We start from the raw sequence: 13,547 nt of genomic DNA, 5'->3' as shown, positions 1-13,547 counted from the left end.
GCGGCATATGTTAGAAAGAGCGGGCAGTTTCGGGAGGGCTTCGCCTTGCACGACCATGACGACGACCATGCTCACGGGGATGAGCACGCCCACGGGCACGATCATGACAATCATTATTCCGACATGCAGGCGCGCGTGAAGGCGCTGGAAACGCTGCTGACGGAGAAGGGGCTGATCGATCCGGCGGCGATCGATGCGATCGTCGAGACCTACGAGACGAAGGTGGGGCCGAGAAACGGTGCTCATGTCGTTGCCAGGGCCTGGAGCGATGCCGATTTCGCCGACTGGCTGACGCGCGATGCGACGGCCGCGATATCAAGCCTCGGTTACACCGGCCGGCAGGGTGAGCATATGCGCGCCGTCTTCAACACCGCCGAGACCCATAACCTCGTCGTCTGCACGCTCTGCTCCTGTTATCCCTGGTCGGTGCTCGGCCTGCCGCCGGCCTGGTACAAAGCGCCGGCCTATCGTTCGCGCGCCGTCATCGATCCGCGCGGCGTGCTTGCCGAATTCGGGCTGACGCTGCCGGAGGACAAGAAGATCCGCGTCTGGGATTCGACGGCGGAGCTGCGTTATCTCGTCATTCCCGAGCAGCCCGAAGGCACAGAGGGAATGGACGAGCAGACGCTCGCCGGCCTCGTCAGCCGCGATGCGATGATCGGCACGGCCGTTGCCCGCAAGCCGGAGAGCCCCACATGAACGGACCGCACGATCTCGGCGGCCAGATGGGCTTTGGTCCTGTCGCGCCGGAAAAGGACGAGCCCTATTTCCATGCCGAATGGGAGAAGCGGGCGCTCGGCATCACGCTTTCCTGCGGCGCTTTCGGAGCATGGACGATCGATGAAAGCCGGCATGCGCGCGAGAATATTCCGCCGGCCGATTACCTCGCCGCCAGCTACTACGAGATCTGGATCCGCGGCATCGACAAGCTGCTCGAACGGCACGGCTTTGCGACGCGTGCGGAATTGCTGTCCGGTCATGCGCAGCAGGCAGGAGCAGTTCCAAAACGCGTGCTGAAGGCGGACATGGTGCCAGCCGTTCTGGCAAAGGGCGGGCCTTGCGATCGTCCTGTCGAGGCAGCGCCGCTCTTCGTGGTCGGTGAGACGGTGAGGACGAAGAATTTCAATCCGGCGACGCATACGCGCCTGCCGCGTTATGCCAGGGCCAGGACCGGTGTGGTCGGGGCGGTGCAGGGTTCGTTCGTCTTTCCCGACGACAATGCTCATGGCAAGGGCGAGAACCCGCAATGGCTCTATACGGTCGTTTTCGACGGCGCGGAGATCTGGGGCGAGGATGCCGATCCGACGCTGACGGTGTCAATCGATGCCTGGGAGAGCTATCTTGAACCAGCATGAAATGTCGCCGCTGACGCAATCGCCCAGCCTGCCGAGGTCGCCGGAGGGCGAGCCGGTCTTTCCCGAGCCATGGGCCGCCGAAGCCTTTGCCATGACCGTGCACCTGCATGCAAAGGGCCTGTTCAGCTGGAGCGAATGGGCTGAAACGCTTTCCGCGCAATTGCACAAGCCTGGCCGGGCTGAAGATGGCAGCGACTATTTTGACTGCTGGGTGGCGGCACTCTCCGACCTCATCGTCGACAACGGCATCGCCGATGTGGAAACGATCCTGGCACTGCAACAGAGTTGGCAGCGGGCGGCGGAAGCGACGCCGCACGGCCGGCCGATCGAGCTCGGCAACGATCCCTCGCGCTGATCCTCACGACGGGAACTGCTTGTAGCACTCCTCGGCTACCTCCCGCAGCGTCTCGCGGGAGATTTCGCCGGTGACGGCATAGCCGAGTTCGCCGTCGATCCAGTAGAAGGTCTCGACATTTCCGGATGAGGCGAAGCGGAAGCTCGTCGTGCGGTTTTCCGTGTTGCGGCCGACCAAGACAGTCAGGCGCTCGCCGGCCTGGTTTTCATACATGAACATGGAGCCCGGCCTGCCATCGACCGGCAGCAGGCGGCCGCCGACCAACTTAAAGCCGAGCGGCTGCAGGTTCGGGATCTTGAGATTCTCTATCGCCAGGCGTTTGCCGAGCCAGGTGGCGAGATGGGCCTCCTCGTTGGCGAAGACTTCGACGGGGTGGCGAACCTCGGCGGCATAGACCATGAAGGCGGTCTCAGCCTGTTTTGGCAGGGTTTCGGAGCCGGCAAGCTGCAGCTCCGGTTTTTCCAAAAGGGCCGGACCATAATGGCCGCCGATGGCGCCGAGCGCGAAGACGAGGAGGGCGGCTGCGGCGATCGCCGCGCGTTTCCGCCCGGAAGAGATGCCGCGCGGCGGCGAAACCAGGAGAGCGTCGGTTTCCTTTGTTTTTTCATAGCCTGCAAACAGCGATCGGATGCCTGCATTCTGCGCCTGCCATTCGGCGACCACTGCCGCCTCGTCGGGATTGTCGGCCAGGAACGACTCGATGCGGGCGCGTGCCGTTTCCGCCAGCTGGCCGTCGGCATAGGCGTGGAGGTCGGCTTCGGTGACGCTCGGGTTGGTCTCGTTCATTTCGGTCTCCGGAGCGTAATGATATTGTCGGCTTTCAGCCGCTCGGCGACACGCTGGCGGGCGCGCGACAGGCGGGACATGACGGTGCCGATGGGGATATCGAGCGCGGCTGCGACCTCGCTGTAGGTGTATCCCTCAATAACGACAAGCATCAGCACGGCGCGGTATTCCTCCGAAAGGCTGTTCAGCGCATCGTCCAGCCGCGCGCGCTCCTGCGGATCGGCCGGCACTTCAGGCGCGGCCAGCTCAACTGCGGCGTCGAGTTCGACGAGGCTGTCGCGCGCCTTGCCGCGCCGGCCGTTCCGATAGAGATTGGTCATGATGGTCAGGACCCAGCCGCGCAGGTTGAGGCCGCGCCACTGGCCGCGGCGCGTGAGAACCTTCTCGACGCAATCCTGGAGCAGATCCTCGCCATCGGCATCCGAGCGCGTCAGGCTGCGCGAATAGCGTCTGAGCGAGGGCAGGAGGGCCAGGATCTGGCCCTCGAAAGTTTCGGGTGCGGGTGTTTTCACGCCGGCAACTCGCTTGTGATCGGGGTCTTGGCGATCAAGGCTTGGCGAGATCCCAGTTGCCGCCGACGCCATCGCCGGTGATGTCGCCCATCTTCTTGTCCTTGACCCAGAAATAGAGCGGCATGCCGTCCTTGGCCCATTGCTTCATGCCATCCTTGCGATCGACGATCGAATATGCACCATCGGCCTTGGCATCGCCAGCAGCCATCAGCGGAGGCCAGTTCTTGGCGCAATCGCCGTTGCAATTGGAAACGCCCTTCACGTCTTTCTTGAAGGTGTAGAGCGTCATGCCGTTTTCGCCGGCAAGGACCTTGCCCTTTTCGGATTCGACCGTTTTGACAGGAGGGGCGGCAAAAGCAGCGGTCGCGGCAAAGGCGGCAGCCGCCACGACGGACAGGAATTTCACGGATTTCATGATGTCTCTCCTCAGATTGGGCACGCAATCTTGCGGTACCTGAGATGAGACACGAGGCGAGGCGTTTTTATTCCATGGCGCCGGAAAAGTTTTGATGGCGGGCGTGGTGGGCCGAAGCCGGTTTCGTCGCGCACATCGCGCCCGGCGCCTTGCCGGCTATTCTCCGATGGCGGCCGCCGCCGCCATGTCGACCCACACTGCTTCGAATATATGGCCATCGGGATCCTCGAAGGCGCGGTTGTAGAGCCAGCCCATGTCCGTCGGCGCGCGCGGATCGGCCTTGCCGCCGGCCACTCCGGCCGCCTCGACGATGGCGTCCACGTCTTCACGACTGTCCATCGTCAGCGCGATCAGCACCTCGCTCGCCTTCTGCGCTTCGGCAACGGGTTTCGGCGTGAAGGTCGCGAAGAAATCGCGCGTCAGCAAGTGGAAGATAATGGGCTCGGACCAAACCATGTTCGACGCCTGGTGATCGCTGAACTGTTCGTTCTTGCTGCAGCCGATCGCTTCATAGAAGCGGGTCGCAGCGGCAAGGTCTTTCACCGGCAGGTTCACGAAGATCATCTTGGGCATTGCAGTTCTCTCCTCTTCCTTGTCTTCTGAGCTTTGCCCTCCAGGCGGCTTTGCCTCAAACAAACTCCTGCACGATCGTGTCGCTGGCATGAATGCAGACGATTTCGAGGCGTCCCGTGCCGACATTCTCGAAGCGGTGGGGAATGTTGGCGGCCACGACGACGATATCGCCGGGAAAGGCGCGGGTCTTGGCGTCGCCCACCGTGAATTCGGCCTCGCCCTTCCTGACCGCCCATGTCTCGGAATAGGGATGGACGTGCAGATCGGGGCCCTGGCCGGGCTCATTGTCGACCAGGAAAAGCGATATCTCGCCGCCATGGTCGCGGCCTTCGAAGCGGATCGTGCGGCTCTGATCGGGTCGCAGTTCCTGGTGGCGAAGAATCCTGAACATCACGTGCCTCCCGCTCGTTCTGTCTACGAACATAAAACTATCTTCGCGAGAAGATATATGCTTAAACTATCTTCCTGTCAAGATATCTTCCGTGACTCGGATGGAAGGTGTATGTCTCGCTTGTCGTGATATGAGGCAGAGAATGATGAATGGAACTGAAGGGGACGGTGACCGCCCTGGGGACGAGGACGGCTCCGGGGATGACCATGTCGACCGGCTGCGCCGGCAATGGGCGGTGGAACTGCCCGACCTCGACACCGAGCCGATGGCGATCCTGGGGCGGGCCTTTCGGCTGTCGAACCTGGTGCGCCCCAGCATCGAGGCGACATTTGCCGATTTTGGCCTCGACCGCGGCGAATTCGACGTGATCGCAACGCTTCGCCGCTCCGGAGCGCCCTACCGGCTGACCCCGACGGAGATGTATTCGGCGCTGATGATTTCCTCGGGAGGCCTGACCCACAGGCTTGACCGGCTGGAGAAGGCGGGACTGATCCGCCGGGAGAAATCACCACGTGATGGGCGCAGCGTGCTGGTGGCATTGAGCGAGGCGGGTGCGGCACTCGCCGAAAAGGCCTTCCGCACCGACATGGCGAGCGAATCTTCGTTTCTGCAGGCTCTTGACGGAAAGGAGCGCGAGGCGCTCGCTGCGCTGCTGCGCAAGCTGATCGCCGGAATTGAAAGTGAGGAGGCGCGGGGAGAGGACGAGAACGGGGGCTGAGGGGAGATCGGAGCCTGTATCGCCGTTCAGGCAGCAAGACGCTGCTTTTGCAGCTCATTTACATCGTGTCGGTTTTCGGATATGATATGTCCTTAATTCCATTGGCAGAGCCAGCCATCACACGAGTTGCTGAATGATCCTGAAAAGCCAGGTCGAGTGGGCGCTTCACTGCTGCGCCATTCTCGCGGGCCTGCCAGAGGGCAGGTACCTTTCCACCAAGGCGCTCGCCGAGCTTCATGGTCTGCCGAAGGAATATCTCTCCAAAGCACTGCAGAGCCTTTCGCAGGCATCGCTGGTCGAGACCACGCTCGGCCCGAGTGGCGGCTACAGGCTTGCCAAGACCCCCTCGGACATCAATTTTCTCGAGATCGTCGAGGCGGTCGAGGGGAAGGCCCGCAGCTTCACCTGTACGAACATCCGGGCAAACAATCCCTGCCGGCCGGAAGGATATTGCGACAGCAAGCCATGCGCGGTCGCGCGCATCATGTGGGAGGCCGACGAGGCCTGGCGGGATACGCTGAGGCGCGTCCGGCTTTCCGATCTGGTCGGCACGTTGTCCGAGGAAGTGCCGGCCGACATTTGGCGGAGCACGTTCGAATGGGTGCTCAAGCGCGCCGGCTGAGCGGGGTGCTGATCTCTACGCCTTGAAGATGGTCCTGATGGTCTTCAGGATGGCATGCGCACTGCGGGCATGTTCTGGGGGCAAGGAGGCGCCGTTGCGGAAACGCTCGGCGCGGCTGGCGAGGTGGTCGGCGATTTCTTCCGCCAGCGCGGGGCGTTCGCTGAGCAGCGGCGCGAAGGCCTCTTGATCAATCTCATACGCGGTCACGGGGGTCAGAGCCTCCAGGGTGCAGACTTCCTGCATGCCGGCGAGTAGTCCGGTCTCTCCAAAAAAATCGCCCGGCGCGAGCCGTCCGTGTTCCTCGCCTGCATTCCGCGCCGCGATGATGCCGGCGCGCACCATCATCAATGAGGGGAGCATTTCGTCCTCCCGCACGATCACATCGCCCTTGCGGAACTCCCGGACAGTCGTGGTTTCGGCGAGCCTGCGCTTTTCATCTGATGTCAGCGTCGTAAAGACCGGAATGGCCTCGATCAGTGCAAGCGGCGTTACGCTTGGCGGCTTGGCGGTTTCTTCCGTCGGCAGATCGGCGGTTAGCACCGTCGCCGAGGGCGGAATGGCCAGTAGCAGGCCGGCGGATTTGCAATGGCGATAGACGAGATCGAGCACCTCGCTTCGTGCCGTCACCCGTTGGCTCGGGCTCGTCACCCGGAACTGCAGCTCGACCTCCAGCGCCGTGGCATCCAGCCCCTTGAGTGCCACGACCGGCGGCGGCTCGCGCACGATCGAATTGCAGCTCGCAAGCGCCGTTGCCATGACGTGCCGGACCGATGTCGGCATCCGCGTCGGGGCGATGCGGATGGTGAGGACCAGGAGATGGCTCTCGTCCGGCCGGCTTACGTTCGTCAGGCCGAGCTTTGCCAGAAAACTGTTCGGCAGAACGACGACATTGTTTGCGCTGGTCAGGATGTGCGTCGCGCGCCAGTTGCTTTCGACGACGCGCCCCTCCGTGCCGTCGCTGAGAAGGATCCAGTCGCCGATGATGTATGGCCGGCCGAGTGTCAGCGCGATGCCGGAGAAGACGTCAGCCAGTGTATTCTGGAGCGCCAATCCGAGAATGATGGCGACCACGCCCGAGGTCGCGACGAGGGTGCCGATCGGCACACCGAAGACGAAGGCCATAACCGATAGGGCCGTGCCGATATAGACGACGCCGATGACGAGATCCTGGAGCAGCCGGGCTTCTCGCGGACTGCCCTCCAGTACCAGATACAGCCTGATGAAACCGATGACGGCCCATGCCAGATGGATCCACCAGAGCGATTTCGCGACGATGACGAGCAGGGCCTGCGGATCTTCGGACGCATATCCTTGAAACCGGTGCGGTTCGATGCCGCTGACGACGAGGATCAACGTCATTGCCGCAAAGAAGAGGATTTGCACCACCAGTCGCGTCGTCGGCCGTTGGCGGGAGAGAAGATGCCAGACGACGATACCGGCCAAACCTATCGTAATGAGGGATATCAGCGGTTTACCGAAGAGCGCGTCGTCAATCATCTCTCTGTCTCCGGAATCGGGCGAGCCGCCCATGATTCAGCATCTCGACCGCCCGCGCAAGCATCAGGCCTGCGCAGGCGGTATCGCATCGGCCCGAAAATCGGAACCGATTTTCGGAAAGCACGATGCGAGGGTTGAAAGTGTTACAGCGTCCTTTGCGCGTCTGAAAGACGCGCGGCGCTGTAATGCGGATCATCACTTCTTGAGCGGATAGGTCAGCTCTTTCTGCTTGGTATCGACGACGAAGACGGCGAGCAGGCGGGCTGGCTTCGTCTTGCTACCGTTGGCGCTGACACCATGGCGGTCGCCCGGCATTTCGGAGAAGCTCTCTCCGGCATGATAGACTTTGACCGGGCCGTCATTAACCTGGCTGCGGATCGCTCCTTCGAGCACGGTGGCGTAGATGAAGGCCGTATCGGGATGAGTGTGGCCTTCGGAGAAGCCGCCTGGGCCGTACTCGACCAGCACGCCCTTGATGCTCCTGCCCGGTACGTTCGGAAGTTCGTGCTCATAGACGAGTGTGACCTTCGCAGCCTTGTTTTCGTCCTCGGCGGCAGCGCCAGTGAATGCCAGGCAAGCAAGAGCGGCGGCGAGAAATGATATTCTGATCATCGGAATCTCCATGGTTGATCGTGGTGAGCAGGGCGCGCACCGCACCCTGGTAGATCACTTCGGCTGGGCGGACTTGGCGAACCATTGCTCGAAGGTGATCGAGCCGAGCCGCGGGTTGTTGTCGGAAACAAGCGACTGATCGTTGAGTCTCGCGCCGAAATATTTGGCCTCGGCATCGGCCTCGACGGTGCGCGGATCTTTCATGGCCTTCAAATATCGGCCGACGAGTTCGCTGAGACGCGCCCGTTCCGGACCTGATATCTCGATCGTCGCATTGGCGGGCGGTGCGAGAGCCACATCCGCCATGACATCGGCGACGTCGTCGGAAACGATCGGCTGCACATAGGCCGGCGACAGGCGGACCGTCTGGCCGACCGTCCCCGATTGGGCGATGCCGCCGAGGAATTCCATGAACTGCGTCGAATGCACAATGGTATAGGGAATGCCCGATGCCTTGATCAGCTTTTCCTGAGCGAGTTTGCCGCGGAAATAGCCGCTTTCCTGCAGACGCTCCGTGCCGACCACGGAAAGGGCGATATGGTGCCTGACGCCGGCGAGTTTCTCGGCGGCGAGAAGGTTGCGACCCGAGGTCTCGAAGAATTCGAGGACGGCCTTGTCCTCGAAGGACGGCGAATTGGCGAGGTCGAGTACGACTTCGGCGCCGAAGAGCGCCTCTGCCAGTCCTTCTCCGGTGATTGTGTTGACGCCGGAGTTCGGCGATGCGGCAATCACGTCATGTCCGCGCTTGCGCAGGCGTTCGACAGTCTTCGAACCGATGAGGCCGGTTCCGCCGATGACAACGATTTTCATAGCAGATCTCCATTCGCTGCCGGGATGCGGCAGCGCTAAAGTTGAATGATGCGGTGAATTCGAAGCTTTAGTTCAGGCCTGATTTGTCGAGGCCGTAAGCCTTGTCGGCAGCACCGGGTACGGTCTTGAAGCCGACGTTAACGCGGTTCCAGGCATTGATGGCCATGACGACAAAGGTCAGGTCCGAGATTTCCTTCTCGGAAAGCTGGCCGCGAACCCGTTCATAAATCTCATCGGGAATGCCGCCTTCGGGCAGCTTCGTCAGGGCTTCCGTCCAGGCAAGCGCTGCGCGCTCGCGGGGGATGAACAGGGTCGATTCCCGCCAGATGGCGACGTGATAAAGCCGGAGCTCGGTTTCGCCGAGGATCTTGGCCTGCTTCACGTGCATGTCCAGGCAAAAGCCGCATCCATTGATCTGCGAAGCGCGGACCTCGACGAGCGCCTGCAGCTTCTCGTCGATCACGCTGCTCTTCAGCGCCATGCTGAATTCCATGAATTTCTTGAAAAGGTCGGGGGACTGCTGGGCGTAGTTCAGTCGCTGGGTCATATCATCTCTCCTCTTATTAAGGACATTAAATATCCTTATGGATAGAAAATATCCTTAATTACTGGACTGTAAAGCCATTCTCGCTTAGTCTGGCTGCATAAGGCCTATGCGCAAAAGTATGAGGGGGCGGGGATGGATATCGTATCGGCATTGCGGACGTTTCTGCGCGTCGTGGAGACGGGCTCGTTCTCGGCGGCGGCGCATGATCTCGACGTGACGCAGCCGGCGGTCTCGCGGCAGGTCGCAGCGCTCGAGGGCCATTTCGCCACCCGCCTGCTGCATCGCACGACGAGCGGCCTGTCGCTGACGGCGGAGGGCGAACGGATGCTGCCGATGGCGATGAGAATTCTCGAGGCGGTGGAGGAACTCGGCGATGCCGCCGGATCGGATGGTGCCATGGCCTCCGGAAAGGTCAGGTTGAGCGTTCCGGCGCCGCTCGGCCTCTATCTCAGCGAGCGGTTGGGCGATCTTCTCGCCGCCCATCCGAAACTCTCGGTGGAACTGATGTTCAGGGAGCAAAGCTCCGACATGATCGAAGAGCGACTGGACCTCGAGGTGCGTCTGGGTTCCGTCGCAGACAGCAGTCTCGTTTGCCGGCGGATCGGCTGGACGACGGCATTCCTCGTCGCCTCGCCCGCCTATCTCGCCCGCAAGGCGCCTCCGCGGACGCCGAAGGACATCAAGGACCATGAATGCCTGTGTTACAGCAGAGCCGGCGATGCCTGTTCGTGGTCGTTCTCGAACGGCTCGGAAGACATGTCCGTCAGGATCTCGCCGCGGCTGACCGCGTGCAACGCCGTCGCCATTCACCGGGCGGCCCTTGCCGGCGCAGGCCTGGCGGTGCTCTCCCACATCGTCGCCGTGCCGGATATCGTCGCCGGCCGGCTGATCCCTGTCATGAACGACTTTCAACCGACCCGGCTGCCGATCTATGTCGTCTATCCCTCACGAAGAAACATACCGCTGCGCGTCAAAACGGTTCTGGACTTTCTGACCGATGCCATCGGGCAGGACCCGTCATTGTGCGCGAGCAGCGCGGACCGGCGGTGGGAGGGATGATCGTCGGCCGGGCGGCTTATCGTGCACGGCGGAAGCAGCAGCGGGTTTATTGCCCGGCGGATTTGCCGTCATTGGCCTTGCCTCGCCAGTTTCCGCCTTGCCTAAAGGCGGCGAATCCTGCCAAGTCCTGCGATCATGCAATTTGCGCCGCAACAAGACGAAGCCCTGAAGGCTGTTTCGAAATGGCTGAAGGAAGGGCGCTCGCCGCTCTTTCGTCTGTTTGGCTATGCCGGGACGGGGAAGACGACGCTTGCCAAGCATTTCGCCGAGAATGTCGACGGCGACGTGCTGTTTGCCGCCTTTACCGGCAAGGCGGCGCAGGTGCTGCGCTCGCGCGGCGCCTCCAACGCCCGGACGATCCATTCGCTGATCTATCGGCCGCGCGGCGAGGAGGCGGTGGAAGACGAGGAAACAGGCAAGACCTCGATCGCGCCGATGTTTTCGATCAACCGGCAAAGCCCGGTCGCGAAGGCGGCGCTGATCATCGTCGACGAATGCTCGATGGTCGACGAAGCACTTGGCAAGGATCTGATGAGCTTCGGCACGCCGATCCTGGTGCTCGGGGATCCCGGCCAGCTGCCGCCGGTGACAGGCGGCGGCTACTTCACCAATCAGGAGCCGGACTACCTGCTCACCGATATCCACCGACAGGCGCGCGACAATCCGATCATCAAGCTTGCCATGCAGGTGCGCGAAGGCAATGAGGTGATGTACGGGGACTACGGCACGGCCAAGGTGATCTCGAAGAACGAGGTGACGCAGCAACTGGTCCTCGACGCCGATCAGGTGCTCGTCGGCACCAATAGGACGCGTCGGCGCTATAATCAGCGCCTGCGCGAGCTGAAAGGCTTCAATGCCGATTATCCCCAGACCGGCGACAAGCTCGTCTGCCTCAGGAATGATCCAGCCAAGGGCCTGCTCAACGGTTCGCTCTGGCAGGTCATGACCTCATCCAAGGAAACGACGAAGCCCGGCATCAATCTGCTCGTCCGCCCCGAAGACGACGACATGGACCGCGGGGCTGCCAAGATCAAGCTGCTGAAACAGGCCTTCGAGGATGTCGAGGGCGAGATCCCCTGGAACACCCGCAAGCGCTATGACGAGTTCGACTACGGCTATGCGCTCACCGTTCACAAGGCGCAGGGTTCGCAATGGAACGACGTCGTGCTCTTCGACGAGAGCTGGGCGTTTCGCGATACCCGGGAACGCTGGCTCTACACTGCGATCACGCGCGCGGCGGAGACGCTGACGATCGTCCGCTGACCCGATTACATCCATGGATCCCGGCGCACCCGCGACCAGATCGCATCTGCTGATCGGACAGAAGAAAGAGGAGACGGTGGCGGCCGTCAGGGGGCGTGATTCATGCCTGTACGATGCCGAGCAGAACTGCCTTGGCGATGGCCTGGAAGCGGTTGTTGGCGCGGAATTTCAGGATGATTCCGGCCTCCAGGTCACGGGTTTCGTCATGCTTCAGGTCGAGCGCCCGGGCGATGCGTTGGGTGGAATAACCCTCCGCCATCAGTTCCAGGCAACGCCGCTCCTGTGCGGTCAGGCTTGCACTGTCCTGATTGTCGTTCAGCGGCGGCGCCTCGACGCTGCCGTCGAAATCCAAGAGGTCGCCGACCTGCTGGAGCTGGCGGTGCAGCGTCGACATCTCCGCCGTCAGTTCGCGCTTGCGCACCTGCAAGGCCTCGCGGAACATCGCCTCGGCCGTTTCCTGCGAATCAGCGTTGCGGAGTTCGTCCATCAGTTCCTGGATGACGGCGATCGGCATGCCTGTATCGCGGCAGACTGTGATGACGGCCATGCGCATCACATCGTCCTGGCCGTAGACCCGCATCAGGCCGATGCGGTTGGCTGAAATCAACCCTTTCTCTTCATAGAAATGCAGTGTCCTGTGTGTGACGCCGAATGCGTTTGCCATGTCGGCAATGGGCACCGGACCGTCCGGTAGATCCGGCGGTAGCGCGGCCGAAGGCAGGAACCGATATTTCGATCGGGCCTCCGAAGCGATACCGGCGGCGGCAAACAGGCGTTTGGAACCGTCTGGCATGAACCCTCCTGGGGCATGTTGTTGCACCTCATGCGGTTTTGCCAGTTGCTTCCCATGCGCGGCGAGTGGGGTTTCCTCTAGGCGTTCTTCTCAGTGGGAAAGAAGCAGTACGCGGCGTACTCTACGCGATACGATGTCCACGTTATTCGTGAACGATCTTTTTTATAAGTGCTAAAAATAATCTCTTTTAAATGGGATAGCAACTTTACCGGCATATTTTGCCGGGTTCTTGGGTGTCTTGCACAAAAACATGTGCTGCACTGCGGGATCTCGCGGTCCTCTTTAAAGGTGACGGGATTTACTATCTGCGGTACGCGTGCGGCAAATGCTCAGCGTAATTTCGGTGCCCATCAGCGATTGGCATCGCATCCATTTGTGAATCTCGTTGGCCATCGCGGAGCACTTGGCTTAAAAGCAGGCCTCCCATTTCCGTGACCGATGGATCTCGCCATGCCCGCCAAGCTCTCCGTGAACCTCAACGCCGTCGCCATGCTGCGCAACCGGCGCGACCTGCCCTGGCCGAGCGTCGAAGCGCTCGGGCGTATCGCGCTGAAATCCGGTGCGAGCGGGCTGACGGTGCATCCACGCCCCGACCAGCGGCACATCCGCTTTTCCGACCTGCCTGTGATCCGCAACCTGATCGACGACGAATTCCCCAAGGCCGAGTTCAATATCGAGGGCTATCCCACAGAGGAATTCTTCGAACTCTGCGCCGGCGCGGCACCCGAGCAGGTGACGCTGGTGCCTGACGATCCCGCCCAGGCGACCTCCGATCACGGCTGGGATTTCCGCAAGCACCAGGCGTTCCTGACCGATGCCGTCGCGCGGCTGAAGACGATGGGATGCCGGGTGTCGCTGTTTGCCGATGGTGACGGGGACGCACGGGCGGTTGAGATCGCCAAGGCGGTCGGCGCCGATCGGATTGAACTCTATACTGGCCCCTATGGCGGTTGCTTCGATGCGCCGGAGCGGGCAGGCCCGATCCTTGAAGCGCTTGGACGGACGGCGGATGCAGCCGTCGCAATCGGCCTCGCCGTCAATGCCGGCCATGATCTGTCAGTGGAAAACCTGCCTGATCTGGTGAAGCGCATTCCCGCTCTTGCCGAGGTTTCGATCGGCCATGGGCTGACCGCCGATGCGCTGGAATACGGCATGGCGGAAACGGTGCGGCGCTTTTGCCGGGCCTGCGGTCAGACGATCTGATCATTGAAGAAAGCCCGCCCCTGATGTGCGAGGCGA

At 61.8% G+C, this 13,547-nt stretch carries 18 protein-coding genes; 8 read left to right on the top strand and 10 right to left on the bottom strand.

From position 1 onward, the window contains the following. The first annotated feature begins 45 nt into the window (after nucleotides 1-45). Genes nthA through ELH03_RS13875 form a run of 3 tightly spaced genes read left to right on the top strand, consistent with a single transcriptional unit; the run spans nucleotide 46 to nucleotide 1,710 of the window. Complete coding sequence (nthA, locus tag ELH03_RS13885; RefSeq protein ID WP_130766426.1) at nucleotides 46-699, top strand: nitrile hydratase subunit alpha; 654 nt, start codon at nucleotides 46-48, stop codon at nucleotides 697-699. Further along, nucleotides 696-1,355, top strand: a complete 660-nt coding sequence (gene nthB / locus ELH03_RS13880; RefSeq protein ID WP_130659105.1) for a nitrile hydratase subunit beta — start codon at nucleotides 696-698, stop codon at nucleotides 1,353-1,355. The genes nthA and nthB overlap by 4 nt, the downstream gene beginning before the upstream one ends. Further along, nucleotides 1,342-1,710 carry a nitrile hydratase accessory protein gene (locus tag ELH03_RS13875; RefSeq protein WP_128401615.1) on the top strand — a complete coding sequence of 123 codons (369 nt, stop codon included), beginning with the start codon at nucleotides 1,342-1,344 and terminating at the stop codon, nucleotides 1,708-1,710. Before nthB ends, ELH03_RS13875 begins: the two co-directional genes overlap by 14 nt. 3 nt (nucleotides 1,711-1,713) lie before the next feature. Here ELH03_RS13875 and ELH03_RS13870 read toward each other — a convergent pair whose 3' ends face one another. The 5 genes from ELH03_RS13870 to ELH03_RS13850 all read right to left on the bottom strand — a co-directional run bounded on the left by ELH03_RS13870 (nucleotide 1,714) and on the right by ELH03_RS13850 (nucleotide 4,387). Beyond that, the gene (locus tag ELH03_RS13870; RefSeq protein WP_128401614.1) at nucleotides 1,714-2,496 is read right to left on the bottom strand and encodes an anti-sigma factor family protein; all 783 of its coding nucleotides are present in this window, start codon (nucleotides 2,494-2,496) and stop codon (nucleotides 1,714-1,716) included. Continuing rightward, nucleotides 2,493-3,008: an RNA polymerase sigma factor gene (locus ELH03_RS13865; protein ID WP_128401613.1), complete on the bottom strand. Its 516-nt coding sequence runs from the start codon at nucleotides 3,006-3,008 to the stop codon at nucleotides 2,493-2,495. Before ELH03_RS13865 ends, ELH03_RS13870 begins: the two co-directional genes overlap by 4 nt. Nucleotides 3,009-3,042: 34 nt before the next feature. Next, on the bottom strand, nucleotides 3,043-3,423 hold the full coding sequence (locus tag ELH03_RS13860; RefSeq protein ID WP_075224085.1) for a COG4315 family predicted lipoprotein: 381 nt from the start codon (nucleotides 3,421-3,423) through the stop codon (nucleotides 3,043-3,045). A 156-nt stretch (nucleotides 3,424-3,579) separates the two neighbouring features. Next, nucleotides 3,580-3,996, bottom strand: a complete 417-nt coding sequence (locus ELH03_RS13855; RefSeq protein WP_128401612.1) for a VOC family protein — start codon at nucleotides 3,994-3,996, stop codon at nucleotides 3,580-3,582. Nucleotides 3,997-4,051: 55 nt separating this feature from the next. After that, complete coding sequence (locus tag ELH03_RS13850) at nucleotides 4,052-4,387, bottom strand: cupin domain-containing protein (RefSeq protein ID WP_128401611.1); 336 nt, start codon at nucleotides 4,385-4,387, stop codon at nucleotides 4,052-4,054. Nucleotides 4,388-4,529: 142 nt separating this feature from the next. Between ELH03_RS13850 and ELH03_RS13845 the strand changes: the two genes are divergently transcribed. Together ELH03_RS13845 and ELH03_RS13840 are read left to right on the top strand one after the other, a co-directional pair. Next, the gene (locus ELH03_RS13845) at nucleotides 4,530-5,105 is read left to right on the top strand and encodes a MarR family winged helix-turn-helix transcriptional regulator (protein WP_128401610.1); all 576 of its coding nucleotides are present in this window, start codon (nucleotides 4,530-4,532) and stop codon (nucleotides 5,103-5,105) included. Between the two features lie 133 nt (nucleotides 5,106-5,238). Then, a complete protein-coding gene (locus tag ELH03_RS13840; protein WP_012758212.1) occupies nucleotides 5,239-5,727 on the top strand; it encodes an RrF2 family transcriptional regulator in 489 nt (162 codons plus the stop codon). A 15-nt stretch (nucleotides 5,728-5,742) separates the two neighbouring features. Here the strand turns inward: ELH03_RS13840 and ELH03_RS13835 are convergent, their stop codons facing one another. From ELH03_RS13835 to ELH03_RS13815, 4 genes are all read right to left on the bottom strand, one after another. Next, nucleotides 5,743-7,224: a cyclic nucleotide-binding domain-containing protein gene (locus ELH03_RS13835; protein ID WP_128410990.1), complete on the bottom strand. Its 1,482-nt coding sequence runs from the start codon at nucleotides 7,222-7,224 to the stop codon at nucleotides 5,743-5,745. 195 nt (nucleotides 7,225-7,419) lie between these two features. Beyond that, nucleotides 7,420-7,836 (bottom strand): cupin domain-containing protein, encoded by a 417-nt coding sequence (locus ELH03_RS13825; protein ID WP_130659104.1) that lies wholly within the window; start codon nucleotides 7,834-7,836, stop codon nucleotides 7,420-7,422. 54 nt (nucleotides 7,837-7,890) lie between these two features. Then, the gene (locus ELH03_RS13820; protein ID WP_128410987.1) at nucleotides 7,891-8,646 is read right to left on the bottom strand and encodes an SDR family oxidoreductase; all 756 of its coding nucleotides are present in this window, start codon (nucleotides 8,644-8,646) and stop codon (nucleotides 7,891-7,893) included. A 67-nt stretch (nucleotides 8,647-8,713) separates the two neighbouring features. Next, entirely contained in the window at nucleotides 8,714-9,193 is a 480-nt protein-coding gene (locus tag ELH03_RS13815) for a carboxymuconolactone decarboxylase family protein (RefSeq protein WP_128401605.1), read from the bottom strand. Between the two features lie 132 nt (nucleotides 9,194-9,325). Here ELH03_RS13815 and ELH03_RS13810 point away from each other — a divergent pair, with 132 nt between their 5' ends. After that, the gene (locus tag ELH03_RS13810) at nucleotides 9,326-10,252 is read left to right on the top strand and encodes a LysR family transcriptional regulator (RefSeq protein ID WP_128410985.1); all 927 of its coding nucleotides are present in this window, start codon (nucleotides 9,326-9,328) and stop codon (nucleotides 10,250-10,252) included. A gap of 135 nt (nucleotides 10,253-10,387) precedes the next feature. Then, the gene (locus ELH03_RS13805; protein ID WP_018074216.1) at nucleotides 10,388-11,515 is read left to right on the top strand and encodes an ATP-dependent DNA helicase; all 1,128 of its coding nucleotides are present in this window, start codon (nucleotides 10,388-10,390) and stop codon (nucleotides 11,513-11,515) included. A gap of 100 nt (nucleotides 11,516-11,615) precedes the next feature. Here the strand turns inward: ELH03_RS13805 and ELH03_RS13800 are convergent, their stop codons facing one another. Then, nucleotides 11,616-12,308 carry a MerR family transcriptional regulator gene (locus tag ELH03_RS13800; protein WP_130766425.1) on the bottom strand — a complete coding sequence of 231 codons (693 nt, stop codon included), beginning with the start codon at nucleotides 12,306-12,308 and terminating at the stop codon, nucleotides 11,616-11,618. A gap of 450 nt (nucleotides 12,309-12,758) precedes the next feature. Here ELH03_RS13800 and ELH03_RS13795 point away from each other — a divergent pair, with 450 nt between their 5' ends. Beyond that, a complete protein-coding gene (locus tag ELH03_RS13795) occupies nucleotides 12,759-13,511 on the top strand; it encodes a pyridoxine 5'-phosphate synthase (RefSeq protein WP_130766424.1) in 753 nt (250 codons plus the stop codon). Nucleotides 13,512-13,547: the final 36 nt, after the last annotated feature.

The sequence above is a fragment of the Rhizobium beringeri genome (assembly GCF_004306515.1).
In the GTDB taxonomy this organism is placed as follows: Bacteria; Pseudomonadota; Alphaproteobacteria; order Rhizobiales; family Rhizobiaceae; genus Rhizobium; species Rhizobium beringeri.
Note: the sequence above shows the minus strand (reverse complement) of the source record. Positions and strands in the feature narration are given on the sequence as shown.